At 71.0% G+C, this 25,427-nt stretch carries 21 protein-coding genes and 3 pseudogenes; 11 read left to right on the plus strand and 13 right to left on the minus strand.

The features are described from left to right. Positions 1 to 45 precede the first annotated feature (45 nt). A complete protein-coding gene (locus ACIBK0_RS04505) occupies positions 46 to 1,986 on the plus strand; it encodes an NAD-binding protein (RefSeq protein WP_399075501.1) in 1,941 nt (646 codons plus the stop codon). 111 nt (positions 1,987 to 2,097) lie between these two features. Here the strand turns inward: ACIBK0_RS04505 and ACIBK0_RS04510 are convergent, their stop codons facing one another. Then, positions 2,098 to 3,960, minus strand: a complete 1,863-nt coding sequence (locus tag ACIBK0_RS04510; protein WP_399075503.1) for a S9 family peptidase — start codon at positions 3,958 to 3,960, stop codon at positions 2,098 to 2,100. Between the two features lie 70 nt (positions 3,961 to 4,030). Between ACIBK0_RS04510 and ACIBK0_RS04515 the strand changes: the two are divergent. The 3 genes and pseudogenes from ACIBK0_RS04515 (at position 4,031) to ACIBK0_RS04525 (ending at position 6,056) form a co-directional block, all read left to right on the plus strand. Further along, positions 4,031 to 4,704, plus strand: a pseudogene (locus ACIBK0_RS04515) (SAM-dependent methyltransferase). A 63-nt stretch (positions 4,705 to 4,767) separates the two neighbouring features. Further along, on the plus strand, positions 4,768 to 5,142 hold the full coding sequence (locus tag ACIBK0_RS04520) for a nuclear transport factor 2 family protein (RefSeq protein ID WP_399075506.1): 375 nt from the start codon (positions 4,768 to 4,770) through the stop codon (positions 5,140 to 5,142). Between the two features lie 44 nt (positions 5,143 to 5,186). Then, positions 5,187 to 6,056 carry an SURF1 family protein gene (locus tag ACIBK0_RS04525; RefSeq protein WP_399075508.1) on the plus strand — a complete coding sequence of 290 codons (870 nt, stop codon included), beginning with the start codon at positions 5,187 to 5,189 and terminating at the stop codon, positions 6,054 to 6,056. A gap of 138 nt (positions 6,057 to 6,194) precedes the next feature. Here ACIBK0_RS04525 and ACIBK0_RS04530 read toward each other — a convergent pair whose 3' ends face one another. From ACIBK0_RS04530 to ACIBK0_RS04545, 4 genes are all read right to left on the minus strand, one after another. Beyond that, positions 6,195 to 7,334, minus strand: coding sequence for a hypothetical protein (locus ACIBK0_RS04530; protein WP_399075510.1), 1,140 nt, complete (start codon positions 7,332 to 7,334; stop codon positions 6,195 to 6,197). Continuing rightward, positions 7,331 to 7,906 (minus strand): SigE family RNA polymerase sigma factor, encoded by a 576-nt coding sequence (locus ACIBK0_RS04535; RefSeq protein WP_189188804.1) that lies wholly within the window; start codon positions 7,904 to 7,906, stop codon positions 7,331 to 7,333. The genes ACIBK0_RS04530 and ACIBK0_RS04535 overlap by 4 nt, the downstream gene beginning before the upstream one ends. Positions 7,907 to 8,376: 470 nt before the next feature. Further along, positions 8,377 to 9,441 carry an aspartate-semialdehyde dehydrogenase gene (locus tag ACIBK0_RS04540; protein WP_399075512.1) on the minus strand — a complete coding sequence of 355 codons (1,065 nt, stop codon included), beginning with the start codon at positions 9,439 to 9,441 and terminating at the stop codon, positions 8,377 to 8,379. A gap of 31 nt (positions 9,442 to 9,472) precedes the next feature. Continuing rightward, positions 9,473 to 10,750: an aspartate kinase gene (locus ACIBK0_RS04545; RefSeq protein ID WP_399075515.1), complete on the minus strand. Its 1,278-nt coding sequence runs from the start codon at positions 10,748 to 10,750 to the stop codon at positions 9,473 to 9,475. A gap of 258 nt (positions 10,751 to 11,008) precedes the next feature. Here ACIBK0_RS04545 and ACIBK0_RS04550 point away from each other — a divergent pair. The 4 genes and pseudogenes from ACIBK0_RS04550 to ACIBK0_RS04565 all read left to right on the plus strand — a co-directional run bounded on the left by ACIBK0_RS04550 (position 11,009) and on the right by ACIBK0_RS04565 (position 13,454). Beyond that, positions 11,009 to 11,723 (plus strand): annotated as a pseudogene (locus tag ACIBK0_RS04550) (response regulator transcription factor). Between the two features lie 32 nt (positions 11,724 to 11,755). Next, positions 11,756 to 11,944: pseudogene (locus ACIBK0_RS04555) on the plus strand (two-component sensor histidine kinase); the annotation flags it as partial. A 189-nt stretch (positions 11,945 to 12,133) separates the two neighbouring features. After that, entirely contained in the window at positions 12,134 to 12,853 is a 720-nt protein-coding gene (locus tag ACIBK0_RS04560; protein ID WP_399075517.1) for a sulfite exporter TauE/SafE family protein, read from the plus strand. Positions 12,854 to 12,938: 85 nt separating this feature from the next. Further along, positions 12,939 to 13,454, plus strand: coding sequence for a hypothetical protein (locus tag ACIBK0_RS04565; protein WP_399075519.1), 516 nt, complete (start codon positions 12,939 to 12,941; stop codon positions 13,452 to 13,454). Between the two features lie 16 nt (positions 13,455 to 13,470). Here ACIBK0_RS04565 and ACIBK0_RS04570 read toward each other — a convergent pair whose 3' ends face one another. From ACIBK0_RS04570 to ACIBK0_RS04580, 3 genes are all read right to left on the minus strand, one after another. Next, positions 13,471 to 14,130 carry a DUF5063 domain-containing protein gene (locus tag ACIBK0_RS04570; protein ID WP_399075521.1) on the minus strand — a complete coding sequence of 220 codons (660 nt, stop codon included), beginning with the start codon at positions 14,128 to 14,130 and terminating at the stop codon, positions 13,471 to 13,473. After that, on the minus strand, positions 14,123 to 14,722 hold the full coding sequence (gene recR, locus ACIBK0_RS04575; protein WP_399075523.1) for a recombination mediator RecR: 600 nt from the start codon (positions 14,720 to 14,722) through the stop codon (positions 14,123 to 14,125). The genes ACIBK0_RS04570 and recR overlap by 8 nt, the downstream gene beginning before the upstream one ends. 78 nt (positions 14,723 to 14,800) lie before the next feature. Further along, entirely contained in the window at positions 14,801 to 15,145 is a 345-nt protein-coding gene (locus tag ACIBK0_RS04580; protein WP_399076042.1) for a YbaB/EbfC family nucleoid-associated protein, read from the minus strand. Positions 15,146 to 15,423: 278 nt separating this feature from the next. Between ACIBK0_RS04580 and ACIBK0_RS04585 the strand changes: the two genes are divergently transcribed. Next, complete coding sequence (locus ACIBK0_RS04585; protein ID WP_399075525.1) at positions 15,424 to 16,164, plus strand: SLATT domain-containing protein; 741 nt, start codon at positions 15,424 to 15,426, stop codon at positions 16,162 to 16,164. Between the two features lie 325 nt (positions 16,165 to 16,489). Here the strand turns inward: ACIBK0_RS04585 and ACIBK0_RS04590 are convergent, their stop codons facing one another. The 5 genes from ACIBK0_RS04590 to ACIBK0_RS04610 all read right to left on the minus strand — a co-directional run bounded on the left by ACIBK0_RS04590 (position 16,490) and on the right by ACIBK0_RS04610 (position 22,913). Further along, on the minus strand, positions 16,490 to 17,920 hold the full coding sequence (locus ACIBK0_RS04590) for a M20/M25/M40 family metallo-hydrolase (RefSeq protein WP_399075527.1): 1,431 nt from the start codon (positions 17,918 to 17,920) through the stop codon (positions 16,490 to 16,492). Between the two features lie 136 nt (positions 17,921 to 18,056). Further along, the gene (locus ACIBK0_RS04595; RefSeq protein ID WP_399075529.1) at positions 18,057 to 19,589 is read right to left on the minus strand and encodes a substrate-binding domain-containing protein; all 1,533 of its coding nucleotides are present in this window, start codon (positions 19,587 to 19,589) and stop codon (positions 18,057 to 18,059) included. A gap of 128 nt (positions 19,590 to 19,717) precedes the next feature. Continuing rightward, on the minus strand, positions 19,718 to 21,691 hold the full coding sequence (locus tag ACIBK0_RS04600) for a protein kinase (RefSeq protein WP_399075531.1): 1,974 nt from the start codon (positions 21,689 to 21,691) through the stop codon (positions 19,718 to 19,720). 80 nt (positions 21,692 to 21,771) lie between these two features. Further along, positions 21,772 to 22,272, minus strand: a complete 501-nt coding sequence (locus ACIBK0_RS04605; RefSeq protein ID WP_399075533.1) for a MarR family winged helix-turn-helix transcriptional regulator — start codon at positions 22,270 to 22,272, stop codon at positions 21,772 to 21,774. Then, entirely contained in the window at positions 22,269 to 22,913 is a 645-nt protein-coding gene (locus ACIBK0_RS04610) for a type 1 glutamine amidotransferase family protein (protein ID WP_399075535.1), read from the minus strand. The genes ACIBK0_RS04605 and ACIBK0_RS04610 overlap by 4 nt, the downstream gene beginning before the upstream one ends. A gap of 167 nt (positions 22,914 to 23,080) precedes the next feature. On the opposite strand from ACIBK0_RS04610, the gene ACIBK0_RS04615 reads away from it, so the two are divergent. After that, complete coding sequence (locus tag ACIBK0_RS04615) at positions 23,081 to 24,436, plus strand: aspartate aminotransferase family protein (protein WP_399075537.1); 1,356 nt, start codon at positions 23,081 to 23,083, stop codon at positions 24,434 to 24,436. A gap of 245 nt (positions 24,437 to 24,681) precedes the next feature. After that, positions 24,682 to 25,395 (plus strand): GntR family transcriptional regulator, encoded by a 714-nt coding sequence (locus ACIBK0_RS04620; protein ID WP_399076044.1) that lies wholly within the window; start codon positions 24,682 to 24,684, stop codon positions 25,393 to 25,395. Positions 25,396 to 25,427: the final 32 nt, after the last annotated feature.

The raw sequence follows: 25,427 nt of genomic DNA on the forward strand, positions 1-25,427 counted from the left end.
GGGAACCTTCCGTCTCAGAGTGCGTCGACCGATGCCTCCGCGCACATGGTGGTGGCCGGGGACGACGCCCTGGCGCACCGGCTGGCCGCCGAGCTGCGGGGGGTGTACGGCGAGCAGGTGACCCTGGTTGTGCCGCCCGCCCAGCGCAGCGTGCGGCCGCCGGTGGTGGGGCGGACGCGGGCCACAGCCCTGTTCGACCGGGTGTCCGCGGCGGTGAACCGGGCCTCCGGGAACGGGGAATCCGGGGGCACCCGAACCCTTGAACCCACGGGCTCCGAGCGTCTGTTGGAGGCCGCAGAGCTCACCGAGGCCATGCTCGCCGACGCGGGCGTCGAGCGGGCCGCCGCGCTGGCGCTCGTGTACGACGACGACGAGACCAACATCCGGGCCGCACTCACCGCCCGGCGGCTCAACCCGCGGATCCGGCTGGTCCTGCGGCTCTACAACCGGCGCCTGGGTCAGCACATCGAGGCGCTGCTCGACCAGGCCTCGGCGTTGGCCGCCGCGCGAGCCGCGGCAGAGGCGGCAGCCGCGGGGATCGACAGCGGCGTCGAGGCCTTCGACGCGTCCACCACGGTGCTGTCCGACGCCGACACCGCCGCGCCCGCGCTGGCCGCGACCGCCGTGGCCGGCACCAGCAAGGTCGTCCAGACCGACGGGCTGATGCTGCGCGCGGTGGAGCGGCCGCCGCCGGGGCCCGGTGAGGTCGCCGATCCCGGGCTGTGCACGCTGGCGCTGCTGTCCGCGACGACCAACGACCCCGCCGGTGCCGACGGATCCGAGAGCAGTGGGGCGCAGGGGCCCCAACTCCTGCCCGACGAGCGGGCGGTGGCCGCCGCCACCGGGCGCGGTACCGTCGTACTGGAGAACGTGTCGTACTCCGGTCCCGAGTTGTCCGCCGGGCGCAGCGTCGTGCCGTTCGCGTCGCTGCTGTCGCGGCGGCTGCGCTGGTCGTTCGCGGGGCTCGTGGGGTGTGTGGTCGGCCTCGCCGTCGCGTCGATGCTGGTCACCGGGGAGCCTCCGCTGCAGGCGACCTATCTGACGCTGCTCGATCTGTTCGCCATCAACGACCCCGCCATCGGGCAGCCCCTCGGGCGGCAGATCCTCCAACTCTTCTCCAGACTCGTCGGATTGCTGCTGCTGCCGGTGCTGCTGGCCGCCGTGCTGGAGGCGCTCGGGACGTTCCGCAGTGGATCCGCCTTGCGGCGTCCGCCGCGTGGGCTGTCCGGGCATGTGGTGCTGCTGGGGGTCGGCAAGATCGGCACGAGAGTGCTGGCGCGGCTGCGGGAGCTGCGCATTCCCGTGGTGTGCGTCGAGGCCGATCCAGAGGCGCGGGGGCTGGCGCTGGCGCGGCGCCTTCGGGTGCCGGTGGTGCTGGGTGATGTGACTCAGGAAGGGGTGCTGGAGGCCGCCAAGATTCATCGGGCCCATGCGCTGCTCGCGTTGACCAGCGCGGACACGATGAACCTGGAGGCCGCGTTGTACGCGCGGACCGTTCGGCCCGATTTGCGGGTGGTGCTGCGGCTGTACGACGACGACTTCGCGACCGCGGTGTACCGGACCCTGCGGGCCGCGTATCCCGATGCGCTCACCCGGAGTCGGAGTGTGTCCCATCTGGCGGCGCCCGCTTTTGCCGGCGCCATGATGGGGCGGCAGATCCTTGGGGCGATTCCTGTGGAGCGGCGGGTGTTGCTCTTCGCCGCGGTGGATGTGGGTGGGCATCCGCAGTTGGAGGGGCGGACGGTGAGGGAGGCGTTTCGGGCGGGGGCGTGGCGGGTGCTTGCGCTGGACACTGCGGGGCCGGGTGCGCGTCGGGGCGACCCGACGTCGTCCGGCTCGGCGTCCGGCTCGCGCAGCCCTGGGCTGGTGTGGGACCTTCCCCCCACCTACGTGCTCCGCCCCGAGGACCGGGTGGTGCTGGCCGCGACCCGGCGGGGGCTCGCGGAGCTGCTCGGGCGAAGGCGTCGGGAGCGGGCCGGAGCGTAAGGCCTACTTCCCCTCCGCCCCTACCCGTCCCGTACCTGAGGGCTGCCGCCCCCAGGTGCCCGCTGTAGTGCTGACGCGCTCGTCCTCGAACGCCGGACGGGCTGAAACCCTCTAGAGGCTGCCCAGGTGCCTCTCCGCGAAATCCAGTTCCAGGCGGACCTGCTTGATGCGTTCGTCGACGACCAGGGAGCCGTGGCCCGCGTCGTAGCGGTAGACCTCGTGCAGGGCGTCGCGGGCGGCGAGGCGGGTGACGTAGTTGTCGATCTGGCGGATGGGGCAGCGGGGGTCGTTGACGCCTGCGGAGATGTAGACGGGGGCCTTGACCGCGTCGACGTAGGTGAGGGGGGAGGATGCCTCGAAGCGTTCGGGGACCTCCTCCGGGGTGCCGCCGAGGAGCGTGCGGTCCATGGCCTTGAGGGCTTCCATCTCGTCGTGGTACGCCGTGACGTAGTCGGCGACCGGGACGGCGGCGATGCCGAGGCTCCATGCGTCGGGCTGCGTGCCGAGGCCGAGGAGGGTGAGGTAGCCGCCCCAGGAGCCGCCGGTGAGGATCAGCCGGTCGGGGTCCGCCAGGCCGGACGTCACCGCCCATTCGCGGACCGCGGCGATGTCCTCCAGCTCGATCAGTCCGACGCGGTGCTTGAGGGCGTCCGTCCACTCCCGGCCGTAGCCCGTGGAGCCGCGGTAGTTGACCCGGACCACCGCGTAGCCGTGGTCCACCCAGGCGGCGGGGCCCGCCGCGAACGAGTCGCTGTCGTGCCAGGTCGGGCCGCCATGGATGTCGAAGACCGTGGGGAGGGGGCCCGTGGTGCCCGCAGGCTTCTGGACCAGGGCGTGAATGCGGCCGCCGGGGCCCTCGACCCAGACGTCCTCCACCGGGACCGATCCCGGGGACTTCAGGCCGGGGGGATCGAGGACGATCTCGCCGGTCGTCGAGCGGACCGCCGACGGCTCGGCCGCCGAGGACCACAGGTACTCCACCGCGCCGTCCGGGCGGGCCGTCGCCCCGGACACCGTGCCGGGAGGCGTCGGGACCCGCGTCAGCTCGCGGGAGGCGAGGTCGTAACGCCACAGGTCGCTGCGGGCCTCGAAGCTGTGGGCGATGAGGAGGGCGGAACCGTCGGGGTACCACTCGGCCGCCACGTCGCCGGGCAGGTCGAGGCCCAGGTCCGTCTCCTCGCCGGACCCGACGTCCCACACCAGCGGCTCCCAGCGGCCGCGCCGCTGATGCCCGATGAGCAGCCGGGTGTCCCCGTCGACCGGTGCGAAGCCCAGCACCTCAAGGCCCAGCTCGACCGTGCCGCCCTTGGTGTCGTCGAGCTCCGTGACCGTCGAACCGTCCGGGCGCAGCACCCGCAGCGCCGAGTGCATCGCGTCGCCGTGCTCGGTGTGCTCGATGGCGATCAGCGAGCCGTCGTGCGAGAAGTCGCCGACCCCGGCCGACTCGCGGTGGCGGTAGATCTCCACGGGGGCCTCGCCGGCCCGGGCCACATGAATCGTCGAGCCGTCGTCGTCCGTCGAGCGGCCCACGACCGCCGTGCGCCCGTCACGTCCGATGGCGAGTCCTGCGGGGTAGGAAGGTTCGAGGCCGGGGACCGCCGGGTCGTCGACGTCCCCGCCCGAGGGTTCGCCGGTGAAGGGCTGGCGGCGCCAGATGCCGAACTCGTCGCCGTCCTTGTCGTCGAACCACCAGATCCACTCGCCGTCGGGCGAGAGCACCCCGTCCGTCGTGCCGTTCGCCCGCTGTGTGACCTGGCGCTGCTCACCCGTCGCACGGTCCCAGGCGTACAGCTCGTACGTCCCCGTCGCGTTCGAGACGAACAGGGAGCGGTGCGGGGCGTCCTCCGCCCAGTCCGGCAGCGACACCCTCGGCGCCCGGAAGCGCTTCTCCCAGTCGGGCATGGCCGCCTGCCGCTGCTCCTGCGGCTGCTCGACGGCCGCCTGCTGCTCGATGGACCCGTTGCTCTCAGTCATGGCCCCATAGTGCCTGGCCCGCCCGACAATTCGCCGGCGAGGTCCTCAGCCTGTGGATAACTTCGCGGCCATGTACTCTCAGACGCCCGCCGACTGGCACGAGGTCAACCGCGCCCACTGGGATGAGCGAGTTCCCCTGCACGTCGCCGGCGACTACTACGACCTCGTCGCCTCCGCGCCGGTAAGGACGCCCTGCGCGACTTCGAGCGTGCGGAGGTCGGGGACGTGACGGGAAGATCCCTTCTTCATCTGCAGTGCCACATCGGCCTGGACACCCTGTCGTGGGCACGGCACGGAGCCTCCCGCGTCGTCGGCCTCGACTTCTCCGAACCCGCTGTCGAGGTGGCTCGCGATCTCGCCGGTGAGCTGGGCTTGTCCGCCGACCGCACGGCCTTCGTCGCGCTCACCGACGTCCTGGACGACGAGACCGGCTCGCGGATCATCAACGACTACTTCACTCGGAACGCCTGGATCAACGAGCTGTCGGGCACGTACGCCGATCTCGATGCCGCCACGGCCCACAACCGCAGCGTGGAGTGGCAGCACCCGCTCGGCGAGGTCGTCTCCGCGCTCGCCGGCGCGGGCCTGCGCATCGAGTTCCTGCACGAGCACGACGTCTCGCTCTTCCAGCGGTTCGAGTCCTTCGAGGTACGCGACGGGTATTACCGCTTCCCGGCGGACCGGCCGCGCATCCCGCTCATGTACTCGCTGAAGGCCCGCAAGGGACACTCCCGCGAAGGATGACGCCGACTGGAGTATTTGCGCAGGTCAGGGTGATTGTCAGTGGCGGGGTGCAGACTTCCCCGCATGACCGATCTGCGCAAGACAGTCGAGAGGTTCTGGGCCGCCGCCGAGGCCCGGGACTGGGCCGCGTTCTCCGACACCCTGGCCGAGGACGTCGAGTACACGCTGCCGCAGACGCGGGAGCGTATCCGCGGCCGCGAGCGATACGTCGAGTTCAACCGTGAGTATCCGGGCGACTGGCATCTCACGGTCGAGCGCGTGACAGCCGAGCCCGATCAGGTCGTCACCTGGTCCCACTTCACCGTGGGTCTGGACGAGATGTACGCCATCTCGTTCTTCACGGGGGACGGATCAGGGCGAATAGCCTCCGTCACCGACTTCTGGCCGGAGCCGTACGAACCCCCGGCGGGCCGGGATCACCTGACCGAGCGGTACTGACCCCGCGGCCCGACCCCCCGTACGGGCCCCGTACCGTGGACGGCGTGTACCGCTTCCTGCTGACGCCCCGCTGGTGGGGGATCAACGTCTTCGTGCTGTTGGCCATCCCCTTCTGCATCTTCATGGGGTCGTGGCAGTTGGGGCGGTTCGAGGACCGGGTCAAGGACCACCGGACGGCGAGCGAACAGGTCACGTCGGCCAAGACGGAGGCGGCCCGTCCGCTCACCGAGCTGCTGCCCGTGGACCAGAACACGTCGGGCAAGCAGGCCACCGCCACCGGCCGGTACGACACGCAGCTGCTGGTGCCCGACCGCGAGCTCGATGGCAAGCGCGGGTTCTATGTGCTGACGATGCTGCGGATCGACGGCGGCAAGGCGCTGCCCGTCGTCCGGGGCTGGCTGCCCGGTGACGCGGACCCGGCGAAGGCACCGGCCGCGCCCAGCGGTGAGGTCACGGTGACGGGTGCGCTGCAGGCGTCCGAGAGCCCGGGGTCGAACGGCGTCAGTGCGGCCGGCGGGCTCCCCCAGGGGCAGACCGGCGCGATCAGCTCGGCGTCGCTGGTGAACCTGGTGCCGTACAAGCCGTACGACGCGTGGATCACCCTCGGCAAGGCGGACAGCGGGATGAAGGCGGTGCCCGCCACCGCGCCGCAGAACAGCGGCCTGGACCTGAAGGCGTTCCAGAACCTCGGCTACACCGGGGAGTGGTTCGTCTTCGCGGGCTTCGTCGTCTTCATGTGGTTCCGGCTGCTGCGCCGCGAGGTGGAGTTCGCACGGGACGCGGAGCTGGGCCTGGCCCCGGACGAGGCCGCGGAGCGGGCCGGGGGCGAGCGGCCGACCGAGGACGAGGCCGAGGCCGAGCAGCGGCCCGAGGGCGGGACGAGCGCCCCCGCGTCCGCGGCGCCCACCGCCTAGCGGTCGCCGCGTCGTCGAGGACGAAGACCAGGGGCAAGGGACCAGGGGCAAGGGACGTCACCAGGCCCAGGACGCGACGACCTTCCCTCGGAAACACCGGCAGGAAGCCGCCCCGCCCAAAGGGCCGAACGCGTCCGCTCAGGAAGCCGCCAGGATCCCCGTGTGATAGACCGTGCCCGCGCACGCGTTGGACACCGTCGCCGACGATGCGGCCGTGCCCGTCTCCGCCGTGTTGGAGACGACGACGCTGCCGTCGGCCACGCCGTCCTCCGTGGCGAGCTGCGCCGTGGTGCCGCCCGTTTCGGCGGAGGTGCCGCCGGTGTCGGTGGCGCCCTCCGTGGGGGACGGGTCCGGTGAGGGCTCGGAGGTGGTCGGACAGGTCTCCGAGGGCACCCAGGCGAACTTCACCACGTACGAGGCGCCCGGCTGGAGCACCATGGAGGTGACCTCCGTGGAGGGATCGGGCAGCCCGGTGGCCGCGTCGCCCGACACGTGCGTCGCCACACCGATCTTTGCGGGGTCCGCCGCACCCTGCGCCGCCACGCTCACCGTGCCCGCGCTGGAGACCGTACAGGCGGTCGTGGAGACGTTCGAGACGGAGAAGGAGCCGTAGACCGCGCCGGCGGAGTCCGGGGTGCCGACGGCGCTGGTGGCCCCGCCGAGCTGCTCGGCCGTACACGCGACCGCGGTCACGGCCGAGGCCGTCGGGTCGGCGCCGCCCGTGGTGGCCCCGCCGCCCGCGTCCTTGCCCTTGTCCGGCGTGCCCTTCTGGCCGTCCTTGCCCTTGTCCTTGGAGGTGCCGCCGGATCCGCCCGCGGCCTTCCCGTCGCCGCCGTCCGTGCCCTTGCCCTCGCCCGCGCCGCCCTGGGCCTGTGAGGTGTTGGCGGCTATGGACGGGTCGGCGTTGGACCCCGAGGAGTTCGAGACGTGCACGAACGCGGGGACGGCCGTGCCGATGAAGAGTGCGGCGGCCGCCATGCCGACGACGGCCTGGCGCTTGCGGGCCCGCCTGGCCGGAACCGCGCGGCGCAGGTGCTCAAGGGTGCCGTCGGTGGGCTCGATCTCCTGGACGGCCTGGTGGAGCAGCCGGCGCAGCGCCAGTTCGTCCGAGCCGAGCCCGTCGTCCGGTCCGTCGGGGCGGTGTCCGTCAGGGCCGTGGTTCACAGTTCCGTTCCCAGCATGTTGCTCGCGCTCGTCTTCGTGGGGCTCGGGCCGGTCCATCGGCTCATGCCACTCGTAGGGCTCGTGTCGGTCGTGGGTGTCACGTCGCTCGCTCATGCCGGGGCCTCCATGGCGATACGGAGCGCCGCGATGCCGCGCGAGCCGTACGCCTTCACGGAGCCCAGCGATATCCCGAGCGTCTCGGCGACCTGGGCCTCGGTCATGTCCGCGAAGTAGCGCAGGACCAGGACCTCGCGCTGACGGCGCTGGAGTCCCTTCATGGCCTTGATCAGCGCGTCCCGCTCCAGCTGGTCGTACGCGCCTTCCTCGGCGCTCGCCATGTCGGGCATCGGCTTCGAGAGGAGCTTGAGGCCGAGGATGCGCCGGCGCAGAGCGGAACGCGAGAGGTTCACGACGGTCTGGCGCAGGTAGGCGAGCGTCTTTTCCGGGTCGCGGACGCGCTTGCGCGCCGAGTGCACCCGGATGAAGGCCTCCTGGACGACGTCCTCGCAGGAGGCGGTGTCGTCGAGCAGGAGTGCCGCGAGGCCCAGGAGCGACCGGTAATGGGCGCGATAGGTCTCGGTGAGATGGTCGACGGTGGTACCCGCCGCCAGGCTGTCCTCAGCGCCGTCGCGCTGGTTCGGTATGCGGGCCGGCCGCGCTGCGGGCATGGGCGCGATCACCGGCATGCCGCCGGGCGCGCCGGGGCTGCGGAGTCGGCGGGGTGGACGAAGGGCTGTGCCCCCCGTCTGGACCGCGGTGAATTCGAGTACCTCTGCCACGCCAGTTGGACACGCGTCCCCCCGGGAGGGTTGTACGCATCAGGCATCGCTTTTGCGTCAGGCACCCCGTTCGACAATGCGCCAAATGCCCTCATGCGTACCAGCTCATCCCCTATGCCACATATGCCATACCGCTCCGGCCGCCCCCTGAATGGCGACCGCAAAGACGCTCCCCGCCCTCCGCGCGGTTGCGGAAGACGGGGAGCTAAATCTTCGAACGCCGAGTGGGTTCGATTCAAGTGGTCCGGACCATTACTCCGGCCACAGAATTCACACAGATCCTACAAACGAATCCCTCGACGGCCACCGAGATTCCGGCTGCTGGACGTCGGGGGCGCAGAACCTGCGGACCCCAGCCCACGCCCAGAACGCAGAACCTACGCCCCGATGATCTCCGCCGCCACCAACTCCGCGATCTGAGCGGTGTTCAATGCAGCACCCTTGCGCAGGTTGTCCCCACACACAAACAGTTCGAGAGCCGTGGAATCGTCGAGCGCCCGGCGCACCCGGCCCACCCAGGTCGGGTCGGTGCCCACCACATCGGCAGGCGTGGGGAACTCACCGGCGGCGGGGTTGTCGAACAGGACGACCCCGGGGGCAGTGGCGAGGATCTCCCGCGCCTTCGCCACCGTGACGTCACCCTGGAAGCGGGCGTGCACGGTCAGGGAGTGCGTGGTGACGACGGGGACGCGTACGCAGGTCACGGCGACCTTCAGCCCCGGCAGCCCGAGGATCTTGCGGGACTCGTTGCGTACCTTCATCTCCTCCGAGGACCAGCCGTCCTCGGCGAGGGACCCGGCCCACGGCACCACGTTCAGCGCCACCGGCTCCGGGAACGGCCCGGTGCTGTCGCCCACGGCACGTCGTACGTCACCGGGGCTGGTTCCCAGTTCCGTACCGGCGACGAGGGACATCTGCCGGCGCAGGGTGTCGACACCCGCGCGGCCCGCGCCGCTGACCGCCTGATAGCTGGACACGACCAGTTCACGCAGTCCGAACTCGGCGTGCAGCGCGCCCAGGGCGACGATCATGGAGAGGGTCGTGCAGTTCGGATTGGCGATGATCCCGCGCGGTCGCACACGCGCGGCATGCGGATTGACCTCGGGGACGACGAGGGGCACGTCCGGGTCCATCCGGAAGGCACCCGAATTGTCGACGACGACCGCGCCCTTGGCGGCGACGATGGGCGCCCATTGGGCGGCCACCTCGTCCGGTACGTCGAACATCGCGACATCGACCCCGTCGAAGGCCTCCTCCGACAGGGCCACGACCTCGACCTGCTCACCGCGCACGGCCAGCTTGCGGCCGGCCGAGCGCGGCGAGGCGATCAGACGGATCTCGCCCCAGATGTCCGCATGCTGGGACAGGATCTGGAGCATCACCGTGCCGACGGCTCCGGTGGCTCCCACGACCGCGAGCGTCGGTCCCGCGGGACTGGCCATCAGCGGCCGGTGCGGCCGTGCGGAAGACGGGTCATCGTCCGGTGCCTCCGTAGACGACGGCTTCGTCGCTGTCGGAGTCGAGGCCGAAGGCGGTGTGCACCGCGCGGACGGCCTCGGGGACGTCGTCGGCGCGGGTGACCACGGAGATACGGATCTCGGAGGTGGAGATCAGCTCGATGTTCACCCCCGCGTCCGAGAGGGCCTCGAAGAAGCCGGCGGTGACGCCCGGGTTGGTCTTCATACCGGCGCCGACCAGGGAGATCTTGCCGATCTGGTCGTCGTAGCGCAGCGAGTCGAAGCCGATCACGCCCTTCGCCTTCTCCAAGGCGTCGATGGCCTTGCGGCCCTCGGTCTTGGGGAGGGTGAAGGAGATGTCCGTGAGCCCGGTGGAAGCGGCGGACACGTTCTGCACGACCATGTCGATGTTGATCTCGGCGTCGGCGATCGCACGGAAGATCGAGGCGGCCTCGCCCGGCTTGTCCGGCACACCCACGACCGTGACCTTGGCCTCGGAGGTGTCGTGCGCGACACCGGAAATGATGGCCTGCTCCACCGTCTTGTCCCCTTGCTGAATCGGCTCGTTGCTGACCCAGGTGCCCTGCAGCCCGGAGAACGAGGAGCGCACATGGATCGGGATGTTGTAGCGGCGCGCGTACTCCACACAGCGGTGGAGCAGCACCTTGGAGCCGGACGCGGCGAGCTCCAGCATGTCCTCGAAGGCGATCCGGTCGATCTTCTTCGCCTTCTTCACCACCCGCGGGTCGGCGGTGAACACGCCGTCCACATCGGTGTAGATCTCACACACCTCGGCGTCCAGCGCCGCCGCCAGCGCCACCGCCGTGGTGTCGGACCCGCCCCGGCCGAGGGTGGTGATGTCCTTCTTGTCCTGGCTGACGCCCTGGAAGCCGGCGACGATGGCGATGTTGCCCTCGTCCAGCGCGGTGCGGATCCGGCCGGGCGTGACGTCGATGATCCGCGCTTTGTTGTGGACCGAGTCGGTGATGACACCCGCCTGGCTGCCGGTGAAGCTCTGGGCGCTGTGGCCCAGGTTTTTGATCGCCATGGCCAGCAGGGCCATGGAGATCCGCTCTCCGGCGGTCAGCAGCATGTCGAATTCTCGTCCGCTGGGCATCGGGGATACCTGCTCGGCGAGATCGATCAGCTCGTCCGTCGTGTCGCCCATCGCGGAAACCACCACGACCACCTGGTGGCCGTTCTTCTTCGCTTCCACGATCCGCTTGGCAACACGCTTGATGCCCTCGGCATCGGCTACGGAGGAGCCTCCGTACTTCTGCACGACAAGGCCCACGTGCGCTCCTCGCTCAGTCTGTCTCTGCACCGCACAACTGCGGTCGGCTCAGTCTAACGAGCGGCCGGAAATCCCTTTCGAAGTATCGCATCGTGAGATGTCCCGCTCACGACGTGATCACTCCGGGGACGTCAGGTCAGCCGGGCCTTCCGGCCGCTCCGAGACGGCACCTGCCCGCCCTCCAGCCCGCCACTCCGAAAGTGCCCCGTGTCACATGGGGCCCCCGTGACTTAAGTTTCAAGCACCAGGGTTCCGCCTGTGCGCGTACTCCTGGTGGAAGACGACGAGCCGGTCGCCGAATCGCTCCGGCGCGGACTGCTGCGCTACGGCTTCGAGGTCGAGTGGGTGACCACGGGCGGCGCGGCACTGGCGCACGAGGGCCCGTACGACGTCGTCCTGCTCGACCTCGGCCTGCCCGACACCGATGGCCTCGACGTCTGCAAGGCACTGCGGGCGCGCGGCGAGATCCCGATCATCGTGATCGGCGCGCGCAGCGACGAGACGGACCGGGTGGTCGGCCTGGAGATCGGCGCGGACGACTATGTGTCCAAGCCCTTCGGCGTACGCAAGGTCATCGCGCGGATACGGACGGTGATGCGCCGCGTACAGCCGCGTACCCCCGCGGACAGCGGCCCGGACCGTTAGGGGCCCCGCCTGACCGTCGACCGCAAGGCCGCCCGCGTACGCCTTGACGGCGAGGAGGTGGCCCTCACGCCCAAGGAGTACGACCTGCTCGCGTTCCTCACCGAGGAACCGGGCGCGCTGATGTCGCGCGAACAGATCATGGAAGCGGTCTGGGACACCAATTGGTTCGGGCCGACCGAGACGCTGGACGTGCATGTGGCGGCGCTACGACGGAAGCTGGCGAGCGCGATCACCATCGAGGCCGTCCGGGGGGGTCGGCTTCCGCCTGGAGGTCGTGAAGACCGCCGACGGCGACCCGGCCCACGGAGCGACTGACGGCACACCATGATCCGGCAGTTGATCGTCAGTTAGGTCCTTCTCGTGGCCGTCGCGCTCACGGCCTTCACCGTGCCGGTGGCGTTCACGCTGACCGCGCAGCTGCGCGGGGACACGGAGGCGTCCGTACAGCGCGAGGCGCGGACCATGGCGCTGATGCTGAGCGGTGGCGATGCCGCCTCGCGCGCGGCGTTCGAGGACCTGGCCGGACGGTACGACGACGACACGCCCGGCGCCGGCACCGAGTGAGGTGGGGTACTCCCCTGCGGTGGGAGTGACTCCAGACTCGCCGCGCGCCGGTTAGCGGCCGTGCAGCGGACGTGCAGGGCTGATCCAACTCCCACCCAACTCACGCAGCGCGACGAGTCGGTCACGGAAGGTCCGGTCCGAGTGCGGGAGCGTGCCTGGGGGCAAAGGCCTTCCATGACAGGTGAGTTGCTGCTGGGTGTCATCGTGCTGGTGGGGTCCTGCGTGCAGTGGCTCACGGGGATGGGCTTCGCGCTCGTCGCGGTGCCCGCGCTGGTGCTGTTGCTCGGTCCGGCCGAAGGGGTCGTCCTCGCCAACTGCGCCGCCGGGGCGATCAGTGTCGTGGGGCTCGCGGGCGGGTGGCGCCGGGTACGGCCGCGCGCGATGGTGCCGCTGTGCGTGGCGGCGGCCTGCACGGTCCCGGCCGGGGCGTGGCTGGCCCGGCGACTGCCGGAGCCAGTGCTGCTGGTACTCATGGGCGCGCTCGTGACCGTCGCCGTGGCGTTGGTCATGCGGGGCGCGAGGGTGCCCGCCCTGCGCGGGACCAAGGGCGCGGTGGCCGCGGGGGCGGCGGGCGGGTTCATGAACTCCGCGGCGGGGGTCGGCGGTCCGCCGGTTTCCCTGTATGCCGTCAACGCCGGTTGGACGGTACGGGAGTTCGTGCCGAACGCGCAGTTCTACGGGGTGGTGGTGAACGCGTTCTCGGTGGCCGCGAACGGGGTGCCCCATCTTGGCGGGATGCGTTGGGGGTTGACGGTGACGGGGATGACGGTGGGTGCCCTGACGGGCCGGGCGCTCGGGCAGCGCGTGTCCGAGAAGCGGGCCCGCATGCTGGTGTTGTCGCTGGCGTTGACCGGCGGGGTCACGACGCTGGGGAAGGGGTTGTGGGTGCTGTGAAGGCGGCGCGCGCATCCTCGGCGCATGGTCACCGCGGGCATCGACTACGGTGCCGACCAGGTCGACGGTCGCGGGGAGGATCGCAGTGCAGGACATGGAGGGCCCGGTGCGCCGCTGGTGGCCGGTCGCGACCGCGCTGACAGTGGCGCTGATCGGTGGTCTGCTCCTGACCGGCCACATACTCCGACTCCTGCACGGAGACGCGGAGTTGACCGCGCTGCGCGACCACGGCCGGCACACGTCGGCCCATGCCACCCTCGCCACCGCCTGCTCCACCGGAGGGCACGGGACGAGCTGCGCCACGTCCTCCGTGTGGCTCGACTTCACGGATACCGCAGGCCGGCCCGTCGCCGAGCCCGAAGAGGCGATCGACGGCTCCCTCTATGTCCCGCACGGCCCCCGGGACGCCGAGGGCCGGGTGGCGACGACGGTCGTCTACAACCCGGCGCGCCCGGAACGGGCGCAGGCCGCAGGCGCCCTGAACCAGGGGGTTCTCGACCTGGCGACGCACCACTGGGTCGCACTGACCCTCGCGTTCGTCCTGCTCGGCGCGGGCATCAGCGGTGGCATCGCCGCATGGCCGCAGCGCACCGGGAGATGAAGGCAGCGGGCGGGACCTACTTGACCGTACGCAGGCCCAGCGGCCCCGCGATCTCCTCCGCCATGACCTTGCCCGCCTCCTCCGCGAGGACTTCCTCGCCGAGGTCCTGGTCGGTGTCGAGGCCGTCGAGCTCCTCCAGGGGCTGGTTCAGCCGCACGTGAGCCACCACGGACTGCAGGGCGCGCAGGGTCGCGGAGGCGGTGGAGCCCCAGTTGGAGAAGTAGGAGAACTGCCACCACCAGAGGGCTTCCGTGGTGCGGCCCGCGCGGTAGTGGGCCATGCCGTGGCGGAGGTCCGTGATGACGTCGGCCAGGTCGTCGGAGATACGGGCCGGTACGGGGGCCTTGCGCGGCTCGTACGGGTCGAAGACCTCGGAGTAGACGTCGATCGGTTCCAGCATCACCGCCAGGCGCTCGCGGAGCTCGTCGACGTCCGGCTCGGGGCCCAGGTCGGGCTCGTAGCGCTCGTCGGGGACGATGTCCTCGTGCGCGCCGAGACGGCCGCCGGCCAGGAGAAGCTGGGAGACCTCCAGGAGGAGGAAGGGCACGGCCGAGTCCGGCTCGTCGCCCCTGGCCACCTCGGTGACGGCGACCAGGAAGCTCTCGACCTGGTCCGCGATCTGGACCACGAAGTCGTCGGGGTCCTGGCTCGTCGCGTGCAGCGTGGCGTCAGACATCTAGGAGTCGTCTCCCCTCGAAGGCGCGGCCGAGCGTGACCTCGTCCGCGTATTCCAGGTCGCCGCCCACAGGGAGGCCGCTGGCCAGGCGGGTGACCTTGAGGCCCATGGGCTTGATCATGCGGGCGAGGTACGTGGCCGTGGCCTCGCCTTCCAGGTTCGGGTCGGTGGCGAGGATCAGTTCCGTGACCGCGCCGTCGGCCAGGCGCGCGAGGAGTTCCCTTATGCGGAGGTCGTCCGGACCCACGCCCTCGATGGGGCTGATCGCCCCGCCCAGTACGTGGTACTTGCCGCGGAACTCGCGGGTGCGCTCGACCGCCACCACGTCCTTCGGCTCCTCCACCACGCAGATCACCGACAGGTCGCGGCGCGGGTCGCGGCAGATGTTGCACAGCTCCTCCTGCGCGACATTGCCGCAGGTCGCGCAGAAGCGGACCTTCGCCTTGACCTCCATGAGTGCCTGCGCGAGACGGCGGACGTCCGTCGGCTCGGCCTGCAGGATGTGGAAGGCGATCCGCTGCGCGCTCTTGGGACCGACGCCGGGCAGCCGCCCCAGTTCGTCGATGAGGTCCTGGACCACGCCTTCGTACAACGGACTGCCTTTCCCGGGTTCGTGGATCCTGCTCGGTCTTGTCGTCCTGGTGCGTACGGTAGTTGGCCGCCGCCGGTCTTAGAAAGGCAGGCCGGGGATGCCGCTGCCGCCGCCGAGGCCCTGGGCGAGCGGGCCGAGCTTCTGCTGCTGGAGCGCCTGCGCGTTCTCGTTCGCCGCCTGGACGGCCGCGACGATCAGATCGGCGAGGGTTTCCGTGTCCTCGGGGTCGACCGCCTTCGGGTCGATCACCAGGCCGCGGAGCTCGCCGGAGCCCGTCACGACCGCCTTCACCAGGCCGCCGCCCGCCTGGCCGTCGACCTCCATGCGCGCCAACTCCTCCTGCGCGTTCGCGAGGTCCTGTTGCATCTTCTGGGCCTGCTGGAGCAGCTGCTGCATATTGGGCTGGCCACCACCGGGAATCACGATCAGCTCCTGGTTCATACGGCTTTCCGGCAGGGTTTTCCCGCCTGGCACGAGCCTACGTGCTTCAGTGGGCGATCGCTCCAGCACTCTTTCGAGTGAGACGATCTGGATTCCTATACTTGATCAAGGCCCCCTTCCGGGCGGAAAAGCGGTGAAACCCGGTCCATCGCCACCCATTGGGAGGTAGGAAGGGTGCGGCGCTTTGCCACCACACGTCACGATGCATCACGCAGCGTCGTCAGTGCAGCGTCATCACCGTCGTCAGTAGGGAGTGCCGGGTGAGTCAACCGGAGATGCAGCCCGAGGGGCCGCCCCAGGACGGGCGGAGCGGCGGGGCGGCGGAGCTGCGGCCGGGCGACCTGACGGGCCGGCCGTTTCCGCTCGGGGACTGGGGGGAGCCCGCGGAGCGGCTCCACGAGCTGTACCGGTGGGTGGAGCGCGGAGCGCTCGACACGGCTGCCTGGTATCTCACGGACCGGGTGTGGAAGCGGTGGGGGGCACGGGTGCTGCGGGGCGGGGCCGCGGCGGGGGCCGTGGCCGGGGCCGCGCTGCCGTTGCTCGACCTCACCGGGGTGGTGGGCGGGCTCGCCCCGTGGGGGTATCTGGCGTTGCTGCTCGGGGTCGCGTGCGTCGCGGGGGACCGGTTCTTCGGGGTGACCTCGGGGTGGATAAGGGATGTGGCCACGGCTCAAGCCGTGCAGCGGCGGCTGCAGGTGTTGCAGTTCGACTGGGCGTCCGAGTGTGTGCGGGAGGTTCTGGGGCCGGCGGAGGGGACGGCGAGTGAGGCCGCGGAGCGGTGTCTGGGGGTGTTGCGACGGTTCTCCGAGGATGTGACGGAGCTGGTGCGGGCCGAGACCGTGGACTGGATGGTTGAGTTCCGGACGGGGCCGGCGCCGCTGGGTATTCAATCCTCCCTGGCCGGTTCGCCCCGGCCCGAAGGAACCTCGCCCGGGCGGCTGCCGTTGCCTCCGGGGACCCGGCCCAACATGCCTCGGCAGCGGCCGCCGGAGCCTCGGTAGAAGCGACGCCGGAGCCTCGGCAGAAGCAGGGTTTCGCCCCCTGGGCCCCTACCTGTCCCGTACCTGGGGGCTCCGCCCCCGGGCTCCCGTATCGCACTGTGCGCTCGTCCTCACACGCCGGACGGGCCGAATGCCCCCGCGTGCGCCCTCGCCCACCGGGTGAACGTGTGGGCGGGGCGGCCCAGGAGTTTCTGCGCCTCCCCTGCTTCCCTCGGAGTACCGGAGTACCGGAGTACCGGAGTACCGGAGTACCGGAGTACCGGAGTACCGGAGTACTGGAGCACCACCGAAGAAGACCCGGAGCACCCGAGTACGCGGACGTACGTCAGGTCTGCGGGTCCGGGAACGCCACCGGGCTCCGGTTCCCGGCCCGGTTCACCGCTCGTACGCCGAAGAAGACGTTGTCCTTGGACAGGTCGACCTCGTACGTCGTCACGTCGCCCGCCGAGATGACATGGGTCCACTCGAAGGCCGTGGTCTCGCGCCAGACGATCTCGTAGCCCGCGAGGTCGGGCTCCGCACCCCGGGTCCAGACGAGCTGCGTGGAGTTCGTAAGGGTGGAGGTGATGATCTTGGCGCCGCGCGGGGTCCCCGGCGCCTGGGCCAGGGTCCACAGCGCCGCCGCGTTGACCTTCGCGACCCGCCCGACGAAGGAGAAGTCGCAGAACTCCGGGAGGTCGCCCAGCTGTTGGCCGTTCTCGTCGACGCGTACGTCCTGGTGCTGATGGGCGAAGTCCTCGGCCGGTTCGGTGAAACGGGCGGCGGGGTAGGCGCGTTCGAGGAAGGGGATGTGGTCGCCGCCCCGGCGGTAGCGGTCGCGGCGGTGGATGACGCGGATGTGCATGCCGGTCGCGTCGTTGTCCGCGACGTCGCGCACGAAGCGGGCCAGCTGGCGGGTCGGGGAGTCGTTCTCGCCGCCGACCGAACGGCGCGTCGCCGCCTGTTCCGGGGTCTCCGAGCTCGGGACGCCCTCCGCGAACAGGCGGAGGGTGTAAGGGTCCCGCGTGCCGTCGTCCGCCGTGGAGCTGCCGACGATGTCGTTGGTGAACATGCCCTGGACGTCCGCGCCCGCCGACTTGAACTGCTCCGCCATGTGCGTGGCGCCGTACAGCCCCTGCTCCTCCCCCGCCACCGCCGCGAACACGATCGTCGACGCCGGGCGGCGCGTCGCCATCACCCGCGCGAGTTCCATCGCCACGGCGACCCCCGACGCGTCGTCGTCCGCGCCCGGGGCGTCCGAGGTGGCGTCCATGACGTCGGTGACCCGGGAGTCGTAGTGGCCGGACACCACATACACGCGCTCGGGGGTGACCGATCCCCGGAGCGTCGCGATCACGTTCGTGATGCGGGTCGCCGTCGGGATCCGCGTCGCCGGCTGTTGGATGTACGACTGGAGGTCCACCGTCATACGGCCACCGGACGCGGCGGCGTACGAGCGGAGTTCGGCCGCGATCCAGTCGCGCGCCGCGCCGATGCCGCGCACCGGATTGTCCTGTGCCGAGAGGGTGTGGCGGGTGCCGAAGGAGACCAGCTTGCGGACCGTCGCCTCCATGCGGTCGGGGTCGATCTCCCTGAGGAGGGCGCGGAGTTCACGGGTGGGCGGCTGGGCCGATGGGGGTCTCCTCTGCTCGGGTGAAGCCGAGAGGCCGGGGGAGAGCGGTCGGGACCCGGAGGCGTTCGCCTCGGCCGGTGAGCCCAGCGCTGCCGCCCCCGCCGCCGCCGTGGTGGTCAGGACCGTTCTCCTGCTGGGGCGCATGTGTCCTCCGGGGGCTGACGCGAAGCGTTGGAACCGGACCCCACAATGGTTGTGTACGCGACAACTCTCGGGCAAGAGCGCCTTCGCGCGGGACGGCCGTGCCGCCGGCGCACCGGCACCGGCCGAACCCTGAACGTCACCCGTCGTTGCAGATCTTCAGCCCCACCGGCGTCCCGCAGGGCAGATGCCCGTGCGTCCGGATCACGTCCTGGCCGCTGCCCCGGCTGATGTAGGAGAGGAAGCTGGAGGCGAGGGAGTCGGCGGGCGGCTGGCCGTAGGTGTAGGCGTACTCGATCTCGCGGTACGGGTAGTCGGAGGTGCCGTGCTCCAGGTCCTCGACGGACGGGGTGTGGCCGTCGAGGTTGAGCCTCTGCAGGCCCTTGTGACCGTTGGCGCTGTTGAGCTCGCTGTAGCCGATCGCGCCGGGGAGCCTGGCGACCGTGCTCAACACCTGGTCGGTGGAGTCGAGTTCGCAGCGTACGACGGGGGCCGTGGGGTCGTCCTTGTGGACGCAGTCCAGTGAGGAGTTGGCGAGCTCGCCACGCCCCAGCACCCGCCGCTGGAAGACCTGCCGCGTACCGGAGTTGGCGTCCCGGCTGACAAGGAGGACGGGTCGGTCGGGGCCGCCGAGCTGCTTCCAGTTCTTGATCTCGCCGCGGTAGAGGCGGCGTACATCGGTGAGCGAGAGGTTCTTCACCGGGATGTCGTCGTTGACGACGAGCGCGAAGACCGAGACGGCGATCCGGTTCTCGCGCAGCCGCGGCAGACCGCTCGGCTTGGGGCCGTCGGACAGGGCGACGACCCCCGGCGAGCCGTTCTTCGACTTCCCACCGGCGGCGTCGAGTTCGCGCACCCCGGCGGTGCTGCCGTGCGGATCCACGGTGACGGTGGCGCCCACGCAGTCCTTCTCGTACTTCTTGGCCAGCTCGCGCATCACCGGTTCGAAGGCGGTCGAGCCGGTGACCGTCAGCGTGCCCTTCTCGCAGCCGGCCGGGGGCGGGGTGTCGTCATGCAGCACGACGATCAGTGCCAGCGTGACGACGCACACGGTGAGCATCACGGTGATCAGCCGGGCCGCGCGGCTGAACAGCGGCGGCTGATCGTCGGGGGTCGTACTGCGGTTGGGGCTGACCTCGCCGTCCCGGATGCCGCCGATGAGCCGTACCGCGCTGCCCACATGGCCGCCCGACAGCAGCACGAGCAGCTTGAAGTGCTCGCCCCGGTTGAGCGGGACGCGGGGGATGCGCAGGGTGCCGCCTTCGTAGTCGAGGCCGGCGGACGGGGTGAAGTGGTCCATGAGGTGGTCGGTACCGGGCGGCTGGGTCACCGACACACCGCGGATCGTGCGGTCCGCGAACACCGCTGTCAGGCCGTGCAGTTCACGGCCCGTGTAGTCGTTGTCGGCGATGCTCTGCGAACCGTCGTTCTCGACCCGCAGCAGGACGAAGGTGGCGTCCGCCATGCCCGGCGCTTCGTCGAACCAGCCGAGCCGCACGTTCGCCCGCCCCGAGCTCACGTTCTCGCCGATCGGGTTGTCCATCTGGACGCGGTACCCGATCCTCTTGCGCCGCGGCACCCGGCGCTCGTACCAGACCATTCCCGCGGAGGCCACGATGCCCACGACAGCGGTCGCCACGGCCACGACGTTCTCTGCGCTCAGCCACTCCACTTGAGCCACTCCCCCGAGCCTCACCGTGCGGTCACGGTACGACTCGGGCCGGAAACGCCCGACATACGGGAAGTGAACGTCAACGGCCTTTCATTTCATACCAGTTGGCTACTGAAGCTGATCCTTCATCAGCCGCCCTTCGTGTACGTCAGCGCCTCGCCCGAGTCCTTGTTCACACGGCGCAGGCTGCCGTCGGAGAGAAGGGTGACCTCGGAGGCCGCGCCCGGTGAGCAGGAGGTGGCCGGCCCTTCTGTGACTTTTGAGGGGCCGATCTCCAGGGGGCCACCGGCGCTCGGGGCCCCGGTCAGCTTGGCCTGGAAGACGCAGTGGTAGGTGCCGCTGCCGGCCGGACCGTCCGCGATGAGCGAGAGCACCGTGTCGCCCACCTCGCCCTGCTGGATGGTCAGTCGGCGGGTGTTGTGGCCGGTCGCGTTGTCGATGCTGGTGTTCCAGGTGCCGAGGAACGCCTCCGGGATTGTGCCTCCCTGGGATGCCGACGCGCTGGGCGACTCGGTCGTCGGGGACGGTTCCGATGTGGTCGGGCCGGGCGTCGTGGGCGCGCTGGACGCGGGAGACGCCCCGGCGTTCTTGTTGTCGTCGTCGCTCCCGCTGCCCTTCATCAACGCGTACACACTGCCGCCCGCGCCGAGCGCCACGACCAGGGCCACGACGACCAGGGCGGCGGTGGAACGGCTGCTTCTGCGCGGGGGTTCCGGCTGCTGGGGAGCGACCCCGGGACCGTACGGGGGTGTCGCGCCGCCCGGGCCGTACGGATGGGGGGCGACGCCCGGGCCGTACGGGGGTGTCGAGTACGGGCCCGGCTGCTGGGCCCAGCCCTGCTGGGGATAGCCGTACGCGGGGTGGGGCGTGCCCGGGCCGCTGGGCTGGGGGTGCTGCTGGGGGTAGCCGTACGCGGGGTGCGGGGTGGCGGGCGGCGCGGTCGGCGGAGGTGTCTGGCCGACGCCCGCGATCATCGTGGGGAGGTGGTTCACGGGGGCGGGCTGCCCGGGCGCGGGCGGGGTGGCGCCCTCCTCGGCCGGGGTGGGGGCATGTTCCGGGGAGGCCTGGGGCGGGGCGGACGGGGGCGGGGCGGACGGGGGCTTGGAGAGATCCGGGGCCGAAGCCGGGGGCGCCGGCGGCAGGGCCGGGGCGCTCGGCACCGGGGTCTGGCCCGACGCCTCGGCAGGGTTTTCGGTGTCCAGCAACTGCACTGCATGCCGCCCGAGTTGGGCGACCAGCGCACTCGGCAGCCACGGGTCGCGGGTGCGCCCGTCCGAGACGGTGTCCTCGGCGCCGGTACGCTCCAGAATCCGGTCGAGGGTGGGCCGGGCGGCGGGGTCCTTGCGCAGACACTGGCGCACGAGGTCGGCGAGGCCCTCGGGCAGCCCCTCCAGGTCGGGCTCCTCCTGCGCGATGCGGAACATCATCGCGTGCACACCGCTGTTGGTCGACCCGAAGGGAAGGGCGCCGGTGGCGGCGTAGGCGAGGACCGAGCCGAGACAGAAGACGTCGCAGGCGGGCGTGATGCGGTCACCGCGGACCTGCTCGGGGGCCATGAAACCGGGCGATCCGACGAGCGCGCCGGTGCGCGTGAGGCCGCCGTCGGTCACGGTCTCCAGGGCGCGCGCGATGCCGAAGTCGATGACGCGCGGCCCGTCGATGGTGACCAGCACATTGGACGGCTTGAGGTCACGGTGGATCAGCCCCGCGGCGTGGATGTCCTGCAGAGCGTGCGCCAGCCCGGCGGCAAGGATGCGGACGGAGCGCTCGGGGAGCGCGCCGTGGTCGTGTCCGACGACGGTCTGCAGACTGGGCCCGGCGACGTAACCGGTGGCCACCCACGGGATCTCGGCCTCCGTGTCGGCGTCGAGAACGGGCGCCGTCCAGTACCCGCCCACGCGCCGCGCGGCCTGCACCTCCTGCCGGAAGCGCGCCCGGAACTCCTCCTGTTCGGCGAGTTCCTCGCGTACGAGTTTGACCGCGACGGTACGTCCCCGGTCGGACCGGGCGAGATACACGTGCCCCATCCCGCCGGCGCCCAGGCGCGCCAGCAGCCGATACGCCCCGATCCGCTGCGGATCCCCCGCCCCCAGCTTCTCCATGGCTGCGCCCACCCCTCCCCCGTATGTGTGCAACATCCCGAGGATACGGCGGCCGTACGGGGAGGTGGATGGGGCGGTGTCTACGGTTCCGTAACAGCGGGTGCCGTTTCCGTAACCGGCGCCGCGCCCTCCGCGACCGGAGCCGTGAGATCGTCGAGCACCGCGGACAGGCGCTCCAGCACGCGTACGGTCTCCGCGAGTTCGGTGTCGCCGAGGGCATCGGCGAGGCGGTCGGCGAAGGCCGCGTGGCCGGGCCCGATCCCGGCGATCGCGGAACGGCCCTCGTCCGTCGGGGACAGCAGCTTGGCGCGGCGGTGGGCGGGGTTGGGCAGGTACTCCGCGAGCCCCTTGTCCACCAGGAGGTCGGCGATGCGCTGCACGCTCTGCCGGGTGATGCCCATGACGCGGGCGATCCCGGACACCGGCAGGGGCTCGCCGAGCACGGCGCCGAGCACCTGCCACCAGGCGGCGGTCAGCCCGGCAGGCTTGGCCAACTCCTCGGCGATGGACAGGATTTGACCGTTGAGCCGGAAGGCCGCGAGGGCGCTGCGGCTGAACAGGTCCTGACGTTCCCGGCTCACCGCGCGGCCTTTTCGAGGACGGCGTAGGCCGCCGCGTCGGAGTCGTGGAACAGCCGGTACCAGGCGTCCAGCACCTCGCCCTCGTACACGCCGAGCAGCCGGAAGACCTCGCGGGCGAAGGCGACGGGTTCGGTGGGACCGGCCGTGACGAGCTTTCCGTCGGTGACCGCGTCGGCGTCCACGTACCGCTCACCGCCCGCGTACCCGGTGGCGGCGAGGTAGAAGGACACGGCGCTGGTGTGGTCGCGGTCGTCGAGCAGCCCTTCGCGGGCGAGCCCGGCCGTGGCCCCGCAGATCGCGGCGACGGGCACGTCGGCGTCGAGGAAGGCGCGGGCCTTGCGGGCGAAGGGAGCGAGGTCGTCGCCGCCCGCCGCGGTGGCAGCCGATGCCTCGGTCCAGAGGTCGGCGCCGGTGAGGATCAGCAGGGAGCTGTCCTCGGGGCGGAGGTCGTCGAGCGCGAGGTCGGGCTGGATACGGACCCCGCCGATGGTGGTGACCGGCTCCCGGGTGGGGCCCACCGTCCGGATCTCGTACCCGGCGCGGGCGAGATACGCGGTCGTGTGCCCCGTCTCCCAGTCGGCGAAGGTGTCGTAGACGGCGAGGTGGACGGCCTTGCGGCCGGCAGGGGTGGCGGCGTCCATGGTTCCTCCTCGGACAGACAGGCTTATGTAAGCATGCTGTCAATTGGACAGGATGCTGCCAAGAGGAGGGACTGGCGGCCAAGCCCGACAGACTGTCGCGGAAAGCCCCCGACCACAGACAGGACGCCGATATCGCGTCCACTGCGTGGACATTTACGCTTCGGCGCATGACCCCTCAGCCCAACCCCCAGGTCGGCGCCGCCGTGAAGGCCGCGGACCGCGCGCACGTGTTCCACTCCTGGTCCGCGCAGGAGCTCATCGACCCGCTCGCCGTCGCCGGCGCGGAGGGGTCGTACTTCTGGGACTACGAAGGCAAGCGGTATCTGGACTTCACCAGCGGGCTCGTCTTCACCAACATCGGTTACCAGCACCCGAAGGTCGTCGCCGCGATCCAGGAGCAGGCCGCAACCCTGTCCACGTTCGCGCCCGCCTTCGCCGTCGAGGCGCGCTCGGAGGCGGCCCGGCTGATCGCCGAGCGGACCCCGGGCGACCTGGACAAGATCTTCTTCACCAACGGTGGCGCGGAGGCCGTCGAGAACGCCACGCGGATGGCCCGGCTGCACACCGGGCGGCCGAAGGTGCTCTCCGCGTACCGCTCGTACCACGGAGCCACCTCCACCGCGATCAACCTCACCGGTGACCCGCGGCGCTGGCCCAACGACATCGGCGCGGCGGGTGTCGTCCACTTCTGGGCGCCCTTCCTCTACCGCTCGCCCTTCCACTCGGACACCGAGCAGCAGGAGTGCGAGCGGGCGCTGCAGCACCTTGAGGACACCATCGCCTTCGAGGGCCCGGGGACGATCGCGGCGGTGATCCTGGAGACGATTCCGGGGACGGCGGGGATCATGACGCCACCGGCCGGCTATCTCGCGGGCGTCCGGGAGATCTGCGACCGGTACGGGATCGTCTTCGTCCTGGACGAGGTCATGGCCGGGTTCGGGCGTACCGGCAAGTGGTTCGCGGCGGACCACTTCGACGTGACGCCGGACCTGATGACCTTCGCGAAGGGCGTGAACTCCGGGTACGTGCCGCTCGGTGGTGTCGCGATCTCCGGTGCGATCGCGGAGACCTTCGCCCGTCGGCCCTATCCCGGTGGGCTCACGTACTCCGGGCACCCGCTGGCCTGTGCTGCCGCCGTCGCCACCATCAACGTGATGGAGGAGGAGGACATCGTCGGGCAGGCCGCGCGGATCGGTGAGACCGTCATCGGCCCCGGGCTGCGTGATCTCGCCGAGCGGCACCCCAGTGTCGGTGAAGTGCGCGGCACGGGGGTCTTCTGGGCCCTGGAGCTGGTGAAGGACCGGGAGACCCGGGAGCCGCTGGTTCCGTACAACGCGGCGGGTGAGGCGAACGCTCCCATGGCCGCGTTCGGCGCCGCCGCGAAGGCGCAGGGTCTGTGGCCCTTCATCAACATGAACCGCACCCATGTCGTGCCGCCGTGCAACGTCACGGAGGCCGAGGCCAAGGAGGGCCTGGCGGCGCTGGACGCCGCGCTGGCAGTGGCGGACGAACACACGGCATGAGGCCGTAGGGGTCTTCGCCCCCTCCGCCCCTACCCGTCCCGTACCTGAGGGCTGCGCCCCCAGACCCCCTGGGATCGTCATCCGGGTGCGGGCGGGTGGGGGCTTGTCGCGCAGTTCCCCACGCCCCTTACGGGGCCGGGAGGGGCGCGAAACCCATCCCCCACCCCCCACCGCGTATGGTGGCGTGCTCGGAGTGATACGCGAGTAGACCGACCAGTACCCACGCGATGGGGGAGCGAGACACCATGCCCGGCAGCGGCAGCAATGGGGCCGTCACCCGCAGCACCCTGCGGCAGCAGATCGCGGACGCGCTCCGCGACGAGGTGCTCGCAGGCCGTCTCCAGCCGGGCCAGGAGTTCACGGTGAAGGAGATCGCCGAGCAGTACGGCGTCTCCGCGACCCCCGTCCGTGAGGCCCTGGTCGACCTGTCGGCCCAGGGCCTGCTGGAAGCGGACCAGCACCGCGGCTTCCACGTGCACGAGTACTCGGCGGCCGACTACCGCGGCATGATCGAGGCCCGCAGCCTGGTCACCGACGGCATGTTCCACAGCCTCGTCACCGGCGGCATGCAGCAGCTCAACGCCGGCCGCGCCGCCATCGCCCTCGCCGGCGTCCGCCGCCGCGGCGAGGAGGCCCAGCGCGCTGCCACCGCCGGCGACCTGAACATCCTCATCGGCTACGACCTCCGGTTCTGGCGCGAGCTCAGCGGCCTCTTCGGCAACCCCTACCTCACGGACTTCCTGCACCGTCTGCGCGTCCAGTCCTGGGTCTGCACGGTCCAGCACCTGCGCCGGGTCGAGGACCTGAAGGGCTACCTGTGGTCCGGCCACACGGAGCTCGTGGACGCGCTTGCCCGCCGCGATCCGGAGGCGGCCCGGGCGATCGTCTCGGCGTACAACGCGCACTCGCTCGCCCTGATCGAGCGCCTGGACACAGGTTCCGGCCCGTCCGGAGTTTGAGGACCAGCTCTCCGGGCCATCGGGGGTTCGAG

The sequence above is a fragment of the Streptomyces sp. NPDC050564 genome (assembly GCF_044457265.1).
Classification (GTDB): domain Bacteria; phylum Actinomycetota; class Actinomycetes; order Streptomycetales; family Streptomycetaceae; genus Streptomyces.